A 16,756-nucleotide genomic window follows, 5' to 3' on the forward strand; every position below is an offset into this window, starting at 1 on the left:
GCGGCGGGCCTTCCATGTGGGTGGGGGCGTTACTCGACCGCTTCGATGCGGCTCATCAGCTCGGCGTAGGGGGCGCCGTATTTCTGGCGGATCGGGGCGGTGGCCTCGTAGAAGGGTTTCCTGTCGACTTCGACGAACTCGACGCCGGCGGCCTTGAGCTTCTCTTCGCTGCTGGCGGACTTGGCATCCCACAGGTCACGCTGTTCCAGCTGCGCCTGGCGGGCGGCCTGGCGGACCAGGGTCTGCTGTTCGGGGGTGAGCTTCTCCCAAGTGCTTTTGGAGATCACCAGCGGTTCCGGGAGGATCAGGTGACCGGTCAGGGCGTAGTATTTGGCGTTCTGGTAGTGGTTGTGTTCGAGCAGGGTCGGCGGGTTGTTTTCCGCGCCATCGATGACCCCGGTCTGCAGGGCGCTGAAGATTTCGCCGGTGTCCATGGCGATGCCGTTGCCGCCCATGGCGTTGATGGTTTCGATGAACAGCGGGTTGCCCTGTACGCGAATCTTCATGCCCTTGAGGTCGGCCAGGCTGCGTACCGGTTTCTTGGTGTAGAGGTTGCGGGTGCCGCCATCCATCCAGGCCAGGGCCACCAGGTTGAATTCGGACTGGGTGATCTTGTCGAGGATCTCCTGGCCGATCTCGCCGTCGATGATCTTGCGCATGTGCGCCTGGTCACGGAACACGAAGGGCATGTTGAACACGTTCACGTCCGGCACCACCGGGCCGACGATGCCGAGGCTGACCCGGGCCATCTGGATCGCGCCGATCTGGGTCTGCTCGACCACTTCCTTTTCCGAGCCGAGCACGCCGCCGGAGAACATCTTGAAGGTCAGTTGGCCGTTGCTCTGCCGGGTCAGGGCCTTGCCCATGTTTTCCTCGGCGACCACGGTGGGGTAGCCGGCGGGGTGCACGTCGGCGAACTTGATTTCCAGGGCCTGGGCCAGGTGGCTGAAACCAAGGGCGAGGGGGAGTGCGGCGACAAGAAGCTTGCGTCTGAAGTCCATGGGGCAATTCTCCGTCTTGTTGTTATTGTCTGGCTGCTTCGTTCAAAACTCGCTGCAGGCGCCGCTGGGCGCCGGGAATCAGGCGTTGAAAAAAGGTTCCTCCAGGCCTTGGACGCCGGGCCGCAGGGCGAACACGCCGCCGGCCAGTGGCTGGTCGTGCAGATCGCCGCCGGGGCGGATCGAGGTGACGAATAAGGTGCCCAGGTCGCGGCCGCCGAAGGCGCACATGGCCGGCTTTTTCACGGGCACCGCGAGGGAGCGGTCGAGGCGACCTTCGGGCGTGAAGCGATGGATCAGGCCGTCGTCGTTGCCGCAGATCCAGTAGCAACCGTCGACATCCATGGCGGCGCCGTCGGGGCGTCCCGGATGTTGCCGCATGTCGACGAACAGCCGGCGGTTGTAGGGCGTGCCGCTGTCCGGGTCGTAGTCGAAGGCCCAGATCGATTGCACGCCGGGGTGTGAGTCGGACAGGTACATCGTCCTGCCCTCCGGGCTGAACGCCAGGCCATTGGGCACGATCAGCCCGTCCAGTTGTGCCACCAGCGGTGCTGTCTGCCCGGCCTCGTAGCGATACAACGCACCGACCGGGCGGCCAAGGCCCATGTCCATCAACATGGTGCCGGCCCAGAAGCGGCCCTGGCGGTCGCAGCGGCCATCGTTGAAGCGCATGTTGGGAAGGGCATGGGGAACTGCCGTGAGCCGCTGGCTGTGCAGGCGTTCTTCGGTGCCCGCCTGCAGGCGGAACAGGCCGCTTTCCAGGCCGGCGATCCAGCTGCTGTCGCGGCTGCGGGCGATGCAGGCGAGCATTTCCGGCGCTTGCCAACTGCGGGTCTGCCGACTGTCGGCGCTCCAGCGGTGCAGGCGGCGGGCGGGGATGTCGACCCAGTAGAGGGCCTGTTCGTGCACGCTCCACACCGGGCTTTCCCCGGTGGCGTTGCGGGCGTCGAGAATCAGTTCAGCGTCCATGGCGGTTCCCTTGCCGGAAGATGGGGGCTTGCTCAGTCGCCGAAGGGACCGGCTGCGACGAAGGCGCCGCCCTGGTAGATCAGCGTCGGGTCGTCCGCCGGCGGTGCCGGCTGGGCCTCGATCTCGGCGCGGAACGGCTCGGAGCTGTCCCTGGGCTGGTAGCCGAGGTGGGCGGCGAGGTGGTTGTCCCACCAGATGGAGCGGTTGGCGGAGACACCGTAGACCACGGTGTGGCCGACGTTCGGGGTATACAGGGCGCGTTCGAGCAGTTGGGTCAGGTCGTCGAAGCTCAGCCAACTGCTGAGCATGCGGCGGTTCTGCGGCTGGGCGAACGACGAGCCGATGCGGATGCTGACGGTCTCGATGCCGTAGCGATCGAAATAGAAGCTGGCCATGTCCTCGCCGTAGGACTTGGACAGCCCGTAGTAGCTGTCCGGGCGATGCGGGGCGCGGGCGTCGAGGGTCTCGCTCTGCTTGTAGAAGCCGATCACATGGTTGGAACTGGCGAAGATCACGCGCTTGACGCCGTGGCGGCGGGCGGCTTCGTAGATGTGGAAGACGCCGCAGATGTTGGCGCCGAGGATCTCCTCGAAGGAGCGCTCCACCGAGACGCCGCCGAAGTGCAGGATCGCGTCCACGCCTTCGACCAGATGATGTACCGCCTGCTTGTCGGAGAGATCGCAGGGATGGACTTCCTCGCGGTCGTCGATGGCCGGAGCCATTTCGGCGATATCGGAAAGGCGCAGGATACGGGCGTAGGGGCGCAGGCTCTCGCGCAGTACCTTGCCCAGGCCACCGGCCGCGCCGGTGAGCAGAAGACGGTTGAAGGGCGGCGGGGTCGGTGTCGCTGGGGTCATGGCGAGGCCCTGGTCGGAGGTTTATTGTTGTGTTGTCGTCCGTTGTCGTACGACATTTTTCTGGATTATCGTCAGCGCGAAACGGCTTTGTCAATGTAATGGGGTGAGTGATTCGTCGTGATTGCCGGTCGTAGATTTTGCAAGATGTTTCGAGTTCAGGGGGCGAGGTTTCCCCATGTCTGGGTTTTCATTCATGACCCTTGTGGGAGACGGCCGGGCGGCGCTCCCACAGGTCATGCATTCACAATGACTACCGCTGCTACAGCAGCGAAATCGGATAACTGATGAACAGGCGGTTCTCGTCGAACTCGTTGGTGCTGTAGTCCCTGCGGATGCTCGAGTTGCGCCAGCGGATGTTCAGGTTGCGCAAGGTGCCGCTCTGGACGGTGTAGCCCAGTTCCGACTCACGCCCCCATTCCTTGCCGTCGGTGACCGCGCCGACATGCACGTTGTCACCGCGGATGTAGCGGTTCATCAGGGTCAGCCCCGGAATTCCCAGCGCGGCGAAGTTGTAGTCATGGCGCAACTGCCAGGACTTTTCCTGCGCATTGTCATAGCTGCTGTTGTAGCTGTCGTTGGCCAGGGTGCCGCCGCTGGTGCCGTTGACCCGCATCCAGGCGCTGTCGCCGGTGAGCTTCTGCAGGCCGACGTAGAAGGTGTTGCCGCCGTACTTGGCCGAGAACAACCCCGACCAGGTTCTGTTCTCCAGGTCGCCGGCCAGCGCGCTGCCGTCTTCCTTGCCGTAGAAGAAACCGAGGTTGGCGCCCAGGGTCCAGTCGCCCAGTGGCTGGCTGTGGACCAGATTGACGTACTGCTGGCGGTAGATGTCCTTCAGTTGGGCATTCCAGAGGCCGATCAGGGTGCGCTTGTCGTTGAAGGTGTATTCGCCGCCGGCGAAGTTGAAGCGGTCGGAGGTGAAGGCGGCTTTGCCCTGCATGTACATGTCGGTCATGCTCGAATCGTTGCGCGGGCTGTTCTTCTGGAACTGGCCGCCGTACAGCGTCAGGCCGTCGATCTCCTTCGAGGTGACCTGGCCGCCGCGGAAGGTCTGCGGCAGCGAGCGGCCGTCGTCGGAGCGGAGGATCGGCAGCACCGGCATCCATTCGCCGACCTTCAGCTCGGTTTTGGAAATCCGTGCCTTGAACGCCACGTCCAGGCGGCCGAAGTTGTCCGCCGGGCGCCCGTCACGGTCCAGCGGCAGCAGTTGCGTGCCGCCGGTGCCTTTGCCGCCGTCGAGCTTTTGGGAAAAGGTGCCGAGCACGTCGACGCCGAAACCGACGGTGCCCTGGGTGAAGCCGGAGCGGGCGTCGAGGATGAAGTTCTGCGTCCATTCCTCGGCCTTGCCCTGGGGGTAGGCCGGGTTGGTGAAGTTGCGGTTGAAGTAGGCGTTGCGCAGATTCAGGTTGGCGCTGGCATCGTCGACGAAACCCTCGGCACAGGCCAGGGAGGGGAGGGTCAGGGCGAGGCTTGCAGTGCCGGACAGCAACAGCGATCGGGAGGGGCGCATCATCATGAGGGTGAAGCTCCTGCGGTTTTTATTGTTATTGGTGTTATACGTCGTCGTACAACATTGAGCGGATTATCAACAGCTGAAAAACGCCTTGTCAACGTGCAGGCAGGCCGGGAAACAGGGGGAAGCCACAAGGAAGTGCGGGCAACCTGGCTTGGAGGCTTGAGTTGGAGCTGTCGGGCCCGACGGGAGAGGGGGAGGTATTTTTTGCGGTGATGCGATGGCGTGCGGGGCGACGCCGCAAACGGGGAGCCCGGCGGGCTCCCGTTCTGCCTCAGAAGTGGTACTTGACCAGCAGGCTCGCGGTGTCCTGGTTGGTCTTGAACGCACCGGAATCCTCGATGCCGTACTTGTTCTTCCAGTAGTCGTACTCGATACCCACGTACAACTGCTTGGCGCTCCAGTGCAGAGCCTTGCCCAGGTCGTACTTGATCTGCGGGTTGAAGTGCAGGTTGGCGTGGTAGGTGCCGCGTGAGGTCTGGTCGTTGTCGACCACCCAGTCCATGAAACCGTCGATCAGCACATTGGAGTCACCCACCGGGATGGTGTAGGACCAGACCGGCGTGATCTGCCAGACGTTGTCGCCAGGGCGGTTGCCTTCGGTCTGGCGCTGATAGAAGTTCAACTGGAAGTAGTCGAAACCGGGGATCGCCAGGTCAAAGCCCGGGCCGAACAGGTAGGATTCGCTGTCGCCTTCGCCGAACTCGTAGGTCAGTGCCAGCAGCACGTCCTTGATCGGGCCGAATTCCAGTTTCTGGTCGAGCATCTTGCCGAACGACAGGCGTGGGCTGAACTCGCCGTAGTAGGTGTTGGGGCCGACGTTGCCGTCGGCCTTGCCGTTGTAGAAGATCCGATCGAGGAAGAAGAAGTTGTCGCCATATTTCCAGGCGTCGGCGTGCTCGAAGGTGACGGTCTGCTGGATCTGCGGGTTGACCGCAAAATTCTTGCCCCACAGGTAGGTCAGGCTGTTGTTCTGCCACTGCAGCAGGTCGTCGGCCACGGCGGTACCGGTCGACAGCAGGGTCCCCGCGAGCATCAGGCTCGTGCAAGTACGTTTCATCAGGTTGCTCCCAAAGTTAAGAAGTTCGACGTCGAAGTCGTCCGGCGCTCTGGTGTGGCGCCTTTTTTCGGCTGTAAACGAGAGGGCGCGCAGGATACAGAGGCACGCCGGTGCTCTCAAGCCCGCGCGACAGAGCGTCGCCGGGCCGGGCGACAGGTTTCAGGCTGGCACCGGGGCAGCCTGTCGCGTGCCGCCCCGGTCACTCAGTGCGGGTGCACGTGCCCACTGAGGGCGGCCCGTTCGGCGCCGCCGAGGACGTTGAACAGCAGGTTCAGGGTGACGGCGCTGAGGGTCGCCATGGCGATCCCGCTGTGGGTGATCGGCCCCATCCACTGCGGCAGGTGCGCGAAGAACTCCGGACGGACCACGGGGATCAGGCCCATGCCGATGCTCACGGCCACCAGCAACTGGTTGCGGCGGTCGGAGATGTCGGCCTCCTGGAGAATCTTGATCCCGGTGGCGGCGACCATGCCGAACATGGCGATGGCCGCGCCGCCGAGGACTGCCGGTGGAATCGAGGCCACCAGGAAGGCCGCCTTGGGCAGCAGGCTGAGGACGATCAGCAAGCCGCCGGCGACCATGGTCACCGAACGGCAGCGCACGCCGGTCATCTGCACCAGGCCGATGTTCTGGGCGAACGAGGAATGGGTGAAGGTGTTGAAGAAACCGGCGAAGAACGAGGCGCCGGCATCGCACAGCAGGCCGCGGCGGAGCATCCGTGGGGTGACTTCCTGGCCGGTGATCTTGCCCAGGGCGAGGAACATGCCGGTGGACTCGACGAAGATGATCACCACCACCAGGCACATGGAGAGGATCGGCGCGAGGTGGAATTGCGGCAGGCCGAAATGCAGCGGCGTGACCACCTTGAGCCACGGTGCCTGGGCCAGGCCACTGAGGTCGACCATGCCGATCAGGCCGGACAGCACGTAGCCCAGAACCATGCCGATCAGCACCGAGATGTTCACCCAGAAACCGTGCATGAAGCGGTTGATCAGCAGGATGGTCGCCAGCACCAGGCCGGCGACCGTCAGGTAGATCGGCGAGCCGAACTGCGCCACGGCGCTGCCGCCACCAGCCCAGTTGACCGCCACGGGAAACAGCGAGAGGCCGATGGCGGTGATCACCGTGCCGGTGACCAGTGGCGGGAAGAAGCGCACCACCCTGGACATGAACGGTGCGATCAGCATGCCGAAGAAGCCCGCGGCGATGGTGGCGCCGAAGATCCCGGTCATGCCGATGCCGGGCATGCCGGCCATGGCCACCATGCTGCCGACGGCGGCGAAGCTGGCGCCCATCATCACCGGCATGCGAATGCCCAGCGGACCGATGCCGAAGGATTGCACCAGGGTGGCGATGCCGGCCACGAGCAGGTCGGCATTGATCAGAAAGGCGATTTCCTCACGACTCAGGCCGGCGGCCTGTCCGATGATCAGCGGTACGGCGACGGCCCCGCCATACATCAGCAGGACGTGTTGCAGGCCCACCAGCAGCAACTGCAACAGGGGCAGGCGGGCAAGGGCAGGTGCTTCGGGTATGCGCGGTTCGGATAGCTCGGACATGCAACACCTCGGATGTTTTTATTCTTGTGGTTCTGGCGCTGTGTGGTTGCCGACAGCGCTTGCTGTTGTCGGTAAGGCAGGCGTTTCACGGCGGGTCGCTGATCTCGAGGTCGCCCGCTGACCTGTGGGAGCGAGCTTGCTCGCGAAGTCCCTGGCGCCCTTGAGGGGCCTTTCGCGGGCAAGTCGGATCGCCGCATCGCCTGCTCCTGCAGGGGCCTGGTGCTCCTCAGGGTGTGTGTGCCCCCTGGTTGATCCAGGCGCCAATCAGGTCACGTTCCTGCTGGGTCATCTGGGTGATGTTGCCCAGGGGCATGATCTGGGTCGCGACGGCCTGGGCCTGGATACGCGGGGCCAGTTGCTGGATCTGTTGCGGGGTGTCGAACATGATCCCGGCCGGCGCGCTGCTGAACAGCGGGCTGGTGGGCTTGGCCGAATGACAGACCGCACAACGCTCCTGAATCACGCTGTGCACCTTGTCGAAGGCGACGGCATCAGCGGCTGGTGTCGCCGCCGGTGCGGGAGGGCTCGGTTCCACTGCCGGGGCCGGCTTGAGGCCACCGCCGAGGGCGGTTTCCGGCAAGGGCTGGTACTCGATCTTCGCCGGCGTCCTGGCGACTTCGGGGGCGCTCGGGTTCGATGCCGGGCCGGTGACGTAGGCCAGGCAGATCATGCCCAGCGCCGCGATCGGCAGGGTCCAGGCGAACTTCTGGCTGTTGTGCCGGGTGTTGAAGTAGTGCCGCACCAGTACCGCCAGCACCGCGATCCCGGCCAGGATCAGCCAGTTGTAAGGGCTGCCGTAGGTGCTCGGGAAGTGGTTGCTGATCATGATGAACAGCACTGGCAGGGTGAAGTAGTTGTTGTGGCGCGAGCGCAGCAGGCCCTTGGCCGGCAGGGCCGGGTCCGGCGTGCGGTTCTCGGCGATGGCCGCCACCAGCGCGCGCTGGGCCGGCATGATGATGCGGAACACGTTGCCGACCATGATGGTGCCGATGATCGCCCCGACGTGCAGGTAGGCTCCGCGTCCGCTGAACACCTTGCTCAGGCCGTAGGCCGCGGCGATCAGCAGGATGAACAGGATCAGGCCGAGCAGGGCCGGCCGCTTGCCCAGCGGCGAGTCGCAGAGAAAGTCATAGACGAACCAGCCGGCGACCAGTGCGCCGACGCCGATGGCAATGCCTTGCGCGCCACTCAGGCCGCTGCCGGGGGCGACCAGGTAGAGCAGGGGATTGGAGTAGAACACCACGCACAGCAGCGCGATGCCCGACATCCAGGTGAAGTAGGCTTCCCATTTGAACCAGTGCAGGTTCTCCGGCATGCTCGGCGGGGCCAGCTTGTACTTCTCCAGGTGGTAGATGCCGCCGCCGTGGATGGCCCACAGGTCGCCGGCCAGGCCGGTCCTGGGGTTGACCCGGTTGAGGTTGTTTTCCAGCCAGACGAAGTAGAACGAAGCGCCGATCCAGGCGACGCCGGTGATCATGTGAACCCAGCGTACGCTCAGGTTCAGCCATTCCAACAGATGTGCTTCCACAGTCTTTACCTCTCTCCCGTCGCACTTTTTGCAGAGCGATCAGGCCTTTTCTTATTGAAGACGGTGTGAAAACGCAGCGAGCGATGGCAAGCCGGGGCGGTGTTCAGCGCAGCCTTGCCTGGCACAGGGTTTTCACTCCGTCCGCTGGTGGGTGGCGAGGATCAACTGCTCATCCTCTGTGAAAAAATGCTCGTCGCAGTTGTTACCGCTGCCACTGCGATCAACCACCAGGAAGTCATCCCGCTTTTCGATCGTCAGGACCGGATGGTGCCAGACGCCGCGATGGTAATTTATGCCCTGCCTGCCATTGGTGATGAAGGCGCGGACCAGACCTGATACAGGTGCATCGCCAAGTGGCGCGACCACGATCAGAAAGGGGTTGCCGAGCAGCGGAATGAAAGCCTGGCTGCCCAGCGGATGGCGTTCGAGCATGCGCACGGTCAGCGGCATGTCCAGCGCATCGGCGCGGAAGATGCTGATGATCGCCTTGTCGTCGGGCGTCGCGGTTTCCACCGTGGCCAGGCGATGAAAGCGCTGGGTCGAACCGTTGTTGATCATGAAGTGGTCGCTGCCGTCGGTTTCGATCACGTCACCGAAAGGGGCGAAGGCTTCTTTGGTCAGCGGTTCAATCGTCAGTGTGCGCATGCTGTTCTTCTGTTCTCTAATTCGTTGGTTCGTTACCGCACGGTCCCGCAGGAGCCGGCGATGCGGTGATCCGACTGGCCCGCGAAGCTTTTCAGCGGCCTTGCGGGCCCATTCGCGGCGGTTCGGCGCTCCGACAAGCCAGGCTCCTGCAGGGTTTGCCTCAGCCTTGTCTGGCGACCTTGCCCAGCAGGCGCAGGCGGCTCACACCACCATCGGGGAACACGTTCAGGCGGACGTGGGTGATCGGGCCCAGCGCCTTGATCTGCTCGGCGAAGGTGTGCTCGGCGTGCATTTCCAGCTTCTGGCTCGGCAGCAGTTCGCGCCAGAACAGGCTTTGGGTCTCGATCTGGCTGTCGGTACCGCCCTTGACGTAGGCGCCCTGGATCGAGCAGCTGTCCGGGTAGTTGCCCTTGAAGTGCAGGGTATCGACGATGATCTTCTCGATCTCGCCCGGATGCCCCAGGGCGACGATCACCCAGTCATTGCCCGGCGTGCGACGGCGGGCGGTTTCCCAGCCGTCGCCCATGTTGACGCCGCGGCCCGGGTTGAGGATGTTGCTCATGCGGCCGAAGTGTTCGTCGGAGCAGGCCAGGGCGCGGCCGCCGTTGAGTGCGGCGGCGAGGTCGACCTGTTCGTTGTCGCCCACGGCCGACCAGTCGCGGTATGGAATGCCATGCACCCGCAGGCGGGCCACGCCACCGTCCGGGTAGATGTTGAAGCGCAGGTGGCTGAAGTGCTGCTCGTTGTGGATTTCATGGTAGTGGTGGCTGTTGCCCTGCAGCTCGACGGCCGGCAGTACTTCGACCCACCGGGTGTTTTCGTCCGGCTCGCCTTCGCTCAGGAAGCAGGCCTCCAGCGACGCCGAGGGCGGGTAGTTGCCGGTGAAGAACGAGGTATCGATGTCCACGCCCTTGATCGAGCCGGGTACGCCCAGGCGGATCACGGCGCTGTCGTAGCCTTCGAAGCGCTTGCGGCGCGATTCCCAGCCATCCATCCACTTGCCGTTGTCATCGAACACGCCTTCCTTCCATACCGCCGGCGTTGGCTGGAACAGGCGGTTGGCATCGGCGAACCAGTCGTCGGTGACGGAAATGATCCGGGTGCCCAGGCGGGCGTCGGCCAGGTTGACGAATTTTTCGAAAGGTGCGGCGTAAGCTTTCATTTTTCTTGTCTGCCTTTGAACAAGTGGCTGGGGATGTTCGCCGGACCCCGGGCCTCCTCGGCGCCGGGGCGTGGCGCGCTATAGGGTCAGTAATCGGAACAGGGCGATCTTGTTGATCTCGGCCAGCGCGCACTGGAACTCGGTGTCCACCGGGTTGTGGATGCGCGTTTCGAACGCGGCAAGGATCTGATGCCGGTTGCTGCCTTTTACCGCCATGATGAAGGGAAACCTGAACTTGGCCTTGTAGGCCTCGTTCAGCTCGGTGAAGCGCTGGAACTCTTCGACCGTGCATTGGTGAATACCGGCGCCGGCCTGTTCGTGAGTGCTGGCGGCGGTCAGTTGGCCCTGGATCGCGGCCTTGCCGGCCAGGTCCGGGTGGGCGTTGATCAGGGCCAGCTGGCTGGCATGATCGGCGCTCAACAGGATGTCGCTCATGCGCTGGTGCAAGGTCTCGATCTGGTCGAGCGTCGCGTCCTGGCCCAGGTCGAAGGCCCTTTCGGCCACCCATGGCGAGTGTTCGTAGATGTCGGCGAAGGCCGCGACGAAGGCCGCGCGGTCCAGGGTCGACGGCTTGAGGGTCTGGAACGCGCTCATTGCGCCGGCTCCTGATAGGCGGGCTGGTAGGGGTGGTTAGCGTGCCAGTGGCGGGCGATGTCCACCCGACGGGCGAACCAGACCTGGTCGAAGCCCTTCACGTAGTCGAGGAAACGCTGCAGCGCGGCCAGGCGCGCCGGGCGCCCGATCAGCCGGCAGTGCAGGCCGATGGAGAGCATCTTCGGCGCCTCGGCACCCTCGGCGTAGAGCACGTCGAAGGCGTCCTTGAGGTACTGGTAGAAGTCGTCGCCCTGGTTGAAGCCCTGCACCTGGGTGAAGCGCATGTCGTTGGTGTCGAGGGTGTAGGGAATCACCAGGTGCGGCTTGCCGGTCGGGTTGTTCGGTTCCCAGTAGGGCAGGTCGTCGTCGTAGGTGTCCGAGTCGTAGAGGAAGCCGCCTTCCTCCATCACCAGGCGACGGGTGTTGGGGCCGGTGCGGCCGGTGTACCAGCCCAGCGGGCGTTCGCCGGTGATTTCGGTGAGGATGCGGATGGCTTCGTGCAGGTGCTCGCGCTCCTGCGCCTCGTCCATGTACTGGTAGTCGATCCAGCGGTAGCCGTGGCTGCAGATCTCGTGACCGGCCTCGACCATGGCGCGGATGACATCCGGGTGGCGCTGGGCGGCCATGGCCACGGCGAAGATGGTCAGCGGGATGTCGAGTTGCCTGAACAGCTTGAGAATCCGCCAGACCCCGGCGCGACTGCCATACTCGTAGAGCGATTCCATGCTCATGTTGCGCTGGCCCTGCAGGGGTTGCGCCGCGACCATCTCCGACAGGAACGCCTCGGACTCCTTGTCGCCGTGCAGGATGTTGCGCTCGCCGCCTTCCTCGTAGTTGAGCACGAAGGACAAGGCGATACGGGCATTGCCCGGCCAGCGGGGGTGAGGAGGGTTACTGCCGTAACCGATCAGGTCGCGTGGGTAGTCAGCGCTCACTGCAGTCTTCCTTCTTGTTCGTGGTGACGGTTGCGTGGCGTCCCGTTCTGGTCGGGTGGCGTCACGGCGATGAATTGATTGTATACAACTTTATCGCCGGTTTGTAAGCCCGTTTTTTTCCAGATGCTGCTGATCCTACCTGTTCCGTTCGTCACTGAAAACCTGTCTGATCGGTCAGCTAATGGATTCAAGGTCGGCTACTCACTGGGCTTCTGTCAAGATTCATGCCGACGGATGGAAACCCGGAAAAGCGTGAAATTTATTGTGTACAATTTTTCGTAAAAGTGTCTTAATCATTTCATTGCCGTATCTCCGGGGCTTTCCCCGCCGGTCCGGCATCTCCTTCATCCACTGACTCCGGGAGGCGCGAGACCCGGTCTGCCGCAGGCGGGCGGGTACGCAGAAGCAATGGGACGTTTGACTACGCATGTTTTGGATGCCGCGCATGGCTGCCCCGGCAGCTCGATCCAGGTCGAGCTGTATCGGGTCGAAGGCACCGTGCTGGAGCTGGTCGCCAGGGCCGTGACCAACGGCGACGGCCGCTGCGATACACCGCTGCTGCAGGGCGATGACTACCGTTCCGGGGTCTATCAGTTGCAATTTCATGCCGGTGACTACTATCGGGCCCGCGGCGTGACGCTGCCGGAGCCGGCCTTTCTCGATGTGGTGGTGCTGCGTTTCGGCATCAGTGCCGAGCAGGAGCACTACCACGTTCCCTTGCTGATCTCGCCCTACAGCTATTCGACCTATAGAGGAAGTTAGATCCCCTCAAGAACTGCGCAACCACTTCTTCGGTTCCTCTTGCCCGCCCACACTGCGGGCTTTTTTTGCCCGGTTGTTGTGTGGGATTTTCGGGCCCTTTCGCGTCATGCGCTCTACCGGCTCAACAGCGAAGCCGCCCCCGCCCCACTGAACAACCCGGCACTGACCCGATTGAACCAGCTCTGCCCCTTGCCACTACGCAGGTATTTCGCCGCGCCGTGGGCGCCCAGGCCGTAGGTCAGCTTGCACAGCAGGTCGAGCACGGTCCAGGTGGCGATCATCACCAGCAACTGGCCGAGGAACGGCTGGTCGGCCTTGAGGAACTGCGGCAGGAAGGCGGCGAAGAACAGGATGTCCTTGGGGTTGCTCGCCCCCAGCACGAAAGCGCGCCCAAACAGGGCACGAAAGCGCGGCACAGGTGCAGCTTCGGGCACGTTCGCCGCCCGTGCCGGCTGGCGCGACTGCTGCCAGCTCTGCCAGGCGAGGTAGAACAGGTACAGTGCGCCGACGACCTTCAGTGTGCTGAACAGTTGCTCCGAGGCCAGCAACACGGCCCCCAGGCCCAGGGCCGAGGCGCTGAGCAGGCAGATCGAGGCGCTGACGCCGCCCAGGAAGGCCGGGTACGAACGGCGCAATCCATAGTTCAGGCTGTTGCTGATCATCAGCAGCGACAGCGGCCCGGGAATGAGGATCACCACCAGGGCGGCTCCGCTGAACAACAACCAGGTTTCCAGGCTCATCAGGTTTCTTCCTCATGCAAGGGCCCCATCGCAATGGGGCCGGTTGTTTGGTTGCCGGCTACGCCAGTCTTCTCCTACAGGAAGATGAACTTGGCGATGAAAATGACGCACAGGACCCACAGACTGACGGAAATGTCCCTGAACTTGCCGGTTCCCGCCTTCAACGCCACGTAGGTGATGAAGCCCAGGGCGATCCCGTCGGCGACCGAGAAGGTCAGCGGCATCATGATCGCGGTGACGATCGCCGGAATGCTCTCCGTCGCTTCTTCCCAGGCGATATGCGCCAGGCTGCCCATCATCAGCATCGCCACGTAAATCAGTGCACCTGCGGTCGCGTAGGCAGGGATCATGCCAGCCAGCGGCGCGAAGAACATCGCGGCCACGAACAGTATGCCTACAGTAACAGCGGTCAGACCAGTCCGACCACCCGTTGCAACGCCGGCAGCACTTTCCACGTAGCTGGTGACCGGTGGCACGCCGACCACCGCACCGAATACGCTGGATACGCTGTCGGCCTTCATCGCCCGCGACAGGTTCTCGATGCGGCCGTCGGCGTTGACCAGGTTGGCGCGCTGGGCGACGCCCATCAGGGTTCCGGCGGTGTCGAACATGTGCACGAAGAGAAAGGCCAGGACCACGCTGATCATGCTGACGTTGAAGACGCCCGCCAGGTCCATGGCCATCCAGGTCGGCGCCAGGCTGGGCGGGGTGGAGAACACCCCGTGGTACTCGACCAGGCCCAGGCCCCAGCCGATCAGGGTGACACTGATGATGCTGATCAGGATGGCGCCGAACACCCGGTGGTAGCTGAGGATCGCGATCATCAGGAAACACACGGCGGCCAGCAGCGGGCCGGGCTCATGCAGGGCGCCGAGCCGGACCAGGGTGGCAGGGCTCGCGACGACGATCCCGGCGGTCTTCAGGCCGATGAGCCCGAGGAACAGCCCGACCCCGGCGCCCATGGCATGGCGCAGGCTGACCGGGATGCTGTTGAGCAGCCATTCGCGGACCCGGGACAGGGTCAGGGCCATGAACAGCACGCCGGAAATGAACACCGCGCCGAGGGCGGTCTCCCAGTGATAGCCCATGGTGCCGACCACGGTGTAGGTGAAGAAGGCGTTGAGCCCCATGCCGGGCGCCAGGCCCACCGGCCAGTTGGCGTAGAGCCCCATCAGCAGGCAGCCGAGGGCGGCGGCGATGCAGGTGGCGACGAAGGCGGCGCCATGGTCGATGCCGGCATCGGCCATGAGGTTGGGGTTGACGAAGATGATGTAGGCCATGGTGATGAAGGTGGTCACCCCGGCAATCAGTTCGGTCCTGACCGTGGTGCCATGCAGCCTGAGCCTGAACAGGCGCTCCAGCAGGCCGGTGCTCGAAGGCGGCGAGAGATCCAGCGTGGGTGCTTCGGATTTGCGGCTTTCCACAGCGATTACTCCTCAGGGTTTTATTGTTATTTCCAGGGCCGGACACGTCATGGTGGGCAGCGGCTCCTTGAGGGAGCGCGGATTTGTTGACCGAAAGGTCAGGAACTTACACGAAGCGGATTATGCTTTTGTATACAAAGAAAGCAAATAATGTTTTTGACGGTGTGTGCGATATTTCGGCGGGGCGGGCTATATGGGCTGCTGGTCGGCAGGGGCAGATGGGTCTTGAGAGGGCTGATGGCTTCGCGGGCAAGCCCACACAGCCGCTACAAAGGCTGTGGGAGCGGGCTTGCCGCGAAGCGCTCGGCGTGGTCAGGCCTGGCGGCTGTCACCCAACGCCCGATTGACCGCCATCCAGCCATCCACCGCCGCCTCGCCCGCCTGGGCGAAGGCCTTCTGCAACAGCTTGACCTGCTCGCGGCGCAACGACTCTTCCAGGCTGGTCCCGTCGGGGGTCAGGCAGAGCAGGCGTTTGCGCTTGTCCGTCGGTGAGGCGACGCCTTGCACCAGTCCCATCTCGGTCAACTGGCGCAACGGCATGTTCAGCGCCTGCTTGCTGACGCCCAGGCGATCGAGCAGTTCCTTGACGCTGAGGTCCGGATAACGTCCGATGAAAAACACGATCCGCTGATGCACCCGGCTCAGGCCACGCCGTTCGAGCATTTCGTCGGCCTTGGCGGTGAATGCCTGGTAGCCGAAGAAAAACGCCTCCATGGCGTCCTGTTGGGTGTTGGAATTTTTAAGGTCAAGCATATTGACGTATTGGTCCGTGGCGTCGTAATTTCGGTCAAGCAGTTTGACGTATTTTCCTTTCACTCCGCTACCGGTGACCTGTCATGGCCTTCTCCGAACGTGTTACGCGTCTTAAAAGCTCGCTGATTCGTGAAATCCTCGCTGCCGCCCAGCGTCCCGAGGTGATGTCGTTTGCCGGTGGGCTGCCGGCCGAGGCGATGCTGCCGACGCTGGAGTGGGAGGGCATGCCGCGGGCCATGGGCCAGTACGGCATGAGCGAGGGCGAGCTGGCCCTGCGTGAAGTGCTGGCGGCCCAGGCGCGGGCCCTGCGTGTCGACTGCCAGGCCAGCCAGGTGCTGGTGCTCGGCGGTTCCCAGCAGGCCCTCGACCTGGCCGCCAAGCTGCACATCGACAAGGGCACCGAGATCCTGCTGGAAGGGCCGACCTACCTGGCGGCCCTGCAGATCTTCCAGTTGTTCGGGGCCGACTGCCTGAGCATTCCCCAGGAATCGGACGGACCCGACCTGCAGCAGTTGCGCGCCCGCCTGGAGCGACACCGGCCGGCGTTCGTCTACCTGATCCCGACCTTCCAGAATCCGTCCGGCGTCTGCTACAGCGAGGCCAAGCGCGCCGGTGTTGCGGCGTTGCTGGACGAGTTCGGCGTGACCCTGATCGAGGACGAACCCTATCGTGAACTCAGCTACGACGGGGTCGATGCCGTGCCGATCGTCGCCCGTCTGAAGAAGGCCAGCTGGATCTACACCGGCACGGTCTCCAAGACCCTGGCCCCCGGCCTGCGGGTTGGCTACCTGATCGCCAGTCCCGACCTGTTCCCGCACCTGCTCAAGCTCAAGCAGTCGGCGGACCTGCATACCAACCGCGTCGGGCAGTGGCAGGCGCTGCAGTGGATCGGCACGGAAAAATATCGCCAGCACCTGCAGGCGTTGCGCAGTTTCTACCGGACCCGCCGGGATGCGTTCGCCGAGGCCCTGCAGCGGCATTTCGCCGACCTGGCCGACTGGCAGGTGCCCCAGGGCGGGCTGTTCTTCTGGTTGACCCTCAAGCAGCCGCTGGACACCCGGACCCTGCTCGATGCCGCCCTGGCCCGGGATGTCGCGTTCATGCCTGGCGAGCCTTTTTTTGCCGAACCGGAGCGTAATCCGGGTAATCTGCGTCTGAATTTCAGCCATATCGCGCCGGAGCGCCTGGACGAAGGTCTGGGCCGACTGGCTGCTGTCGTACGTCATGCACAGGCCGCAAGAGCGGCTTAAGGGGAGGGCC

At 63.8% G+C, this 16,756-nt stretch carries 16 protein-coding genes; 2 read left to right on the plus strand and 14 right to left on the minus strand.

Features of this window, described 5'->3' with window-relative positions:
• Nucleotides 1-29: 29 nt before the first annotated feature.
• The 11 genes from ACMGT0_RS09840 to puuE all read right to left on the minus strand — a co-directional run bounded on the left by ACMGT0_RS09840 (nt 30) and on the right by puuE (nt 11,817).
• Complete coding sequence (locus ACMGT0_RS09840; protein WP_054064100.1) at nt 30-1,001, minus strand: TRAP transporter substrate-binding protein; 972 nt, start codon at nt 999-1,001, stop codon at nt 30-32.
• A gap of 78 nt (nt 1,002-1,079) precedes the next feature.
• Nucleotides 1,080-1,967: an SMP-30/gluconolactonase/LRE family protein gene (locus ACMGT0_RS09845; protein ID WP_054059545.1), complete on the minus strand. Its 888-nt coding sequence runs from the start codon at nt 1,965-1,967 to the stop codon at nt 1,080-1,082.
• Between the two features lie 32 nt (nt 1,968-1,999).
• Nucleotides 2,000-2,824 carry an NAD-dependent epimerase/dehydratase family protein gene (locus tag ACMGT0_RS09850; RefSeq protein WP_054059544.1) on the minus strand — a complete coding sequence of 275 codons (825 nt, stop codon included), beginning with the start codon at nt 2,822-2,824 and terminating at the stop codon, nt 2,000-2,002.
• A gap of 259 nt (nt 2,825-3,083) precedes the next feature.
• Complete coding sequence (locus ACMGT0_RS09855) at nt 3,084-4,337, minus strand: OprD family porin (RefSeq protein WP_416772383.1); 1,254 nt, start codon at nt 4,335-4,337, stop codon at nt 3,084-3,086.
• Nucleotides 4,338-4,608: 271 nt separating this feature from the next.
• Nucleotides 4,609-5,394 (minus strand): outer membrane protein OmpK, encoded by a 786-nt coding sequence (locus ACMGT0_RS09860; RefSeq protein ID WP_054063938.1) that lies wholly within the window; start codon nt 5,392-5,394, stop codon nt 4,609-4,611.
• 203 nt (nt 5,395-5,597) lie between these two features.
• On the minus strand, nt 5,598-6,953 hold the full coding sequence (locus ACMGT0_RS09865) for a nucleobase:cation symporter-2 family protein (RefSeq protein ID WP_416772385.1): 1,356 nt from the start codon (nt 6,951-6,953) through the stop codon (nt 5,598-5,600).
• Nucleotides 6,954-7,179: 226 nt separating this feature from the next.
• Nucleotides 7,180-8,481, minus strand: coding sequence for a urate hydroxylase PuuD (locus ACMGT0_RS09870; RefSeq protein WP_054063936.1), 1,302 nt, complete (start codon nt 8,479-8,481; stop codon nt 7,180-7,182).
• A gap of 132 nt (nt 8,482-8,613) precedes the next feature.
• Nucleotides 8,614-9,126 carry an ureidoglycolate lyase gene (locus tag ACMGT0_RS09875; RefSeq protein WP_416772387.1) on the minus strand — a complete coding sequence of 171 codons (513 nt, stop codon included), beginning with the start codon at nt 9,124-9,126 and terminating at the stop codon, nt 8,614-8,616.
• Between the two features lie 160 nt (nt 9,127-9,286).
• The gene (gene alc / locus ACMGT0_RS09880) at nt 9,287-10,288 is read right to left on the minus strand and encodes an allantoicase (RefSeq protein ID WP_054057796.1); all 1,002 of its coding nucleotides are present in this window, start codon (nt 10,286-10,288) and stop codon (nt 9,287-9,289) included.
• 78 nt (nt 10,289-10,366) lie between these two features.
• Nucleotides 10,367-10,882, minus strand: coding sequence for a 2-oxo-4-hydroxy-4-carboxy-5-ureidoimidazoline decarboxylase (uraD, locus tag ACMGT0_RS09885; protein ID WP_416772389.1), 516 nt, complete (start codon nt 10,880-10,882; stop codon nt 10,367-10,369).
• The gene (gene puuE / locus ACMGT0_RS09890; protein ID WP_054057794.1) at nt 10,879-11,817 is read right to left on the minus strand and encodes an allantoinase PuuE; all 939 of its coding nucleotides are present in this window, start codon (nt 11,815-11,817) and stop codon (nt 10,879-10,881) included. Before puuE ends, uraD begins: the two co-directional genes overlap by 4 nt.
• 408 nt (nt 11,818-12,225) lie before the next feature.
• Between puuE and uraH the strand changes: the two genes are divergently transcribed.
• Entirely contained in the window at nt 12,226-12,579 is a 354-nt protein-coding gene (gene uraH, locus ACMGT0_RS09895; RefSeq protein ID WP_054057793.1) for a hydroxyisourate hydrolase, read from the plus strand.
• Nucleotides 12,580-12,692: 113 nt separating this feature from the next.
• On the opposite strand, the gene ACMGT0_RS09900 is transcribed toward uraH, so the two are convergent.
• The 3 genes from ACMGT0_RS09900 to ACMGT0_RS09910 form a co-directional block, all read right to left on the minus strand.
• Nucleotides 12,693-13,319, minus strand: a complete 627-nt coding sequence (locus tag ACMGT0_RS09900; protein WP_054063934.1) for a LysE family translocator — start codon at nt 13,317-13,319, stop codon at nt 12,693-12,695.
• Between the two features lie 74 nt (nt 13,320-13,393).
• The gene (locus ACMGT0_RS09905; RefSeq protein ID WP_054057791.1) at nt 13,394-14,743 is read right to left on the minus strand and encodes an NCS2 family permease; all 1,350 of its coding nucleotides are present in this window, start codon (nt 14,741-14,743) and stop codon (nt 13,394-13,396) included.
• Between the two features lie 312 nt (nt 14,744-15,055).
• Complete coding sequence (locus tag ACMGT0_RS09910) at nt 15,056-15,496, minus strand: MarR family winged helix-turn-helix transcriptional regulator (RefSeq protein WP_054057790.1); 441 nt, start codon at nt 15,494-15,496, stop codon at nt 15,056-15,058.
• An 83-nt stretch (nt 15,497-15,579) separates the two neighbouring features.
• On the opposite strand from ACMGT0_RS09910, the gene ACMGT0_RS09915 reads away from it, so the two are divergent.
• Entirely contained in the window at nt 15,580-16,746 is a 1,167-nt protein-coding gene (locus ACMGT0_RS09915) for a PLP-dependent aminotransferase family protein (protein ID WP_416772393.1), read from the plus strand.
• Nucleotides 16,747-16,756 lie beyond the last annotated feature (10 nt).

Origin of the sequence: Pseudomonas sp. RHF3.3-3, assembly GCF_048069595.1 — a bacterium.
Lineage (GTDB): Bacteria > Pseudomonadota > Gammaproteobacteria > Pseudomonadales > Pseudomonadaceae > Aquipseudomonas > Aquipseudomonas fuscovaginae_B.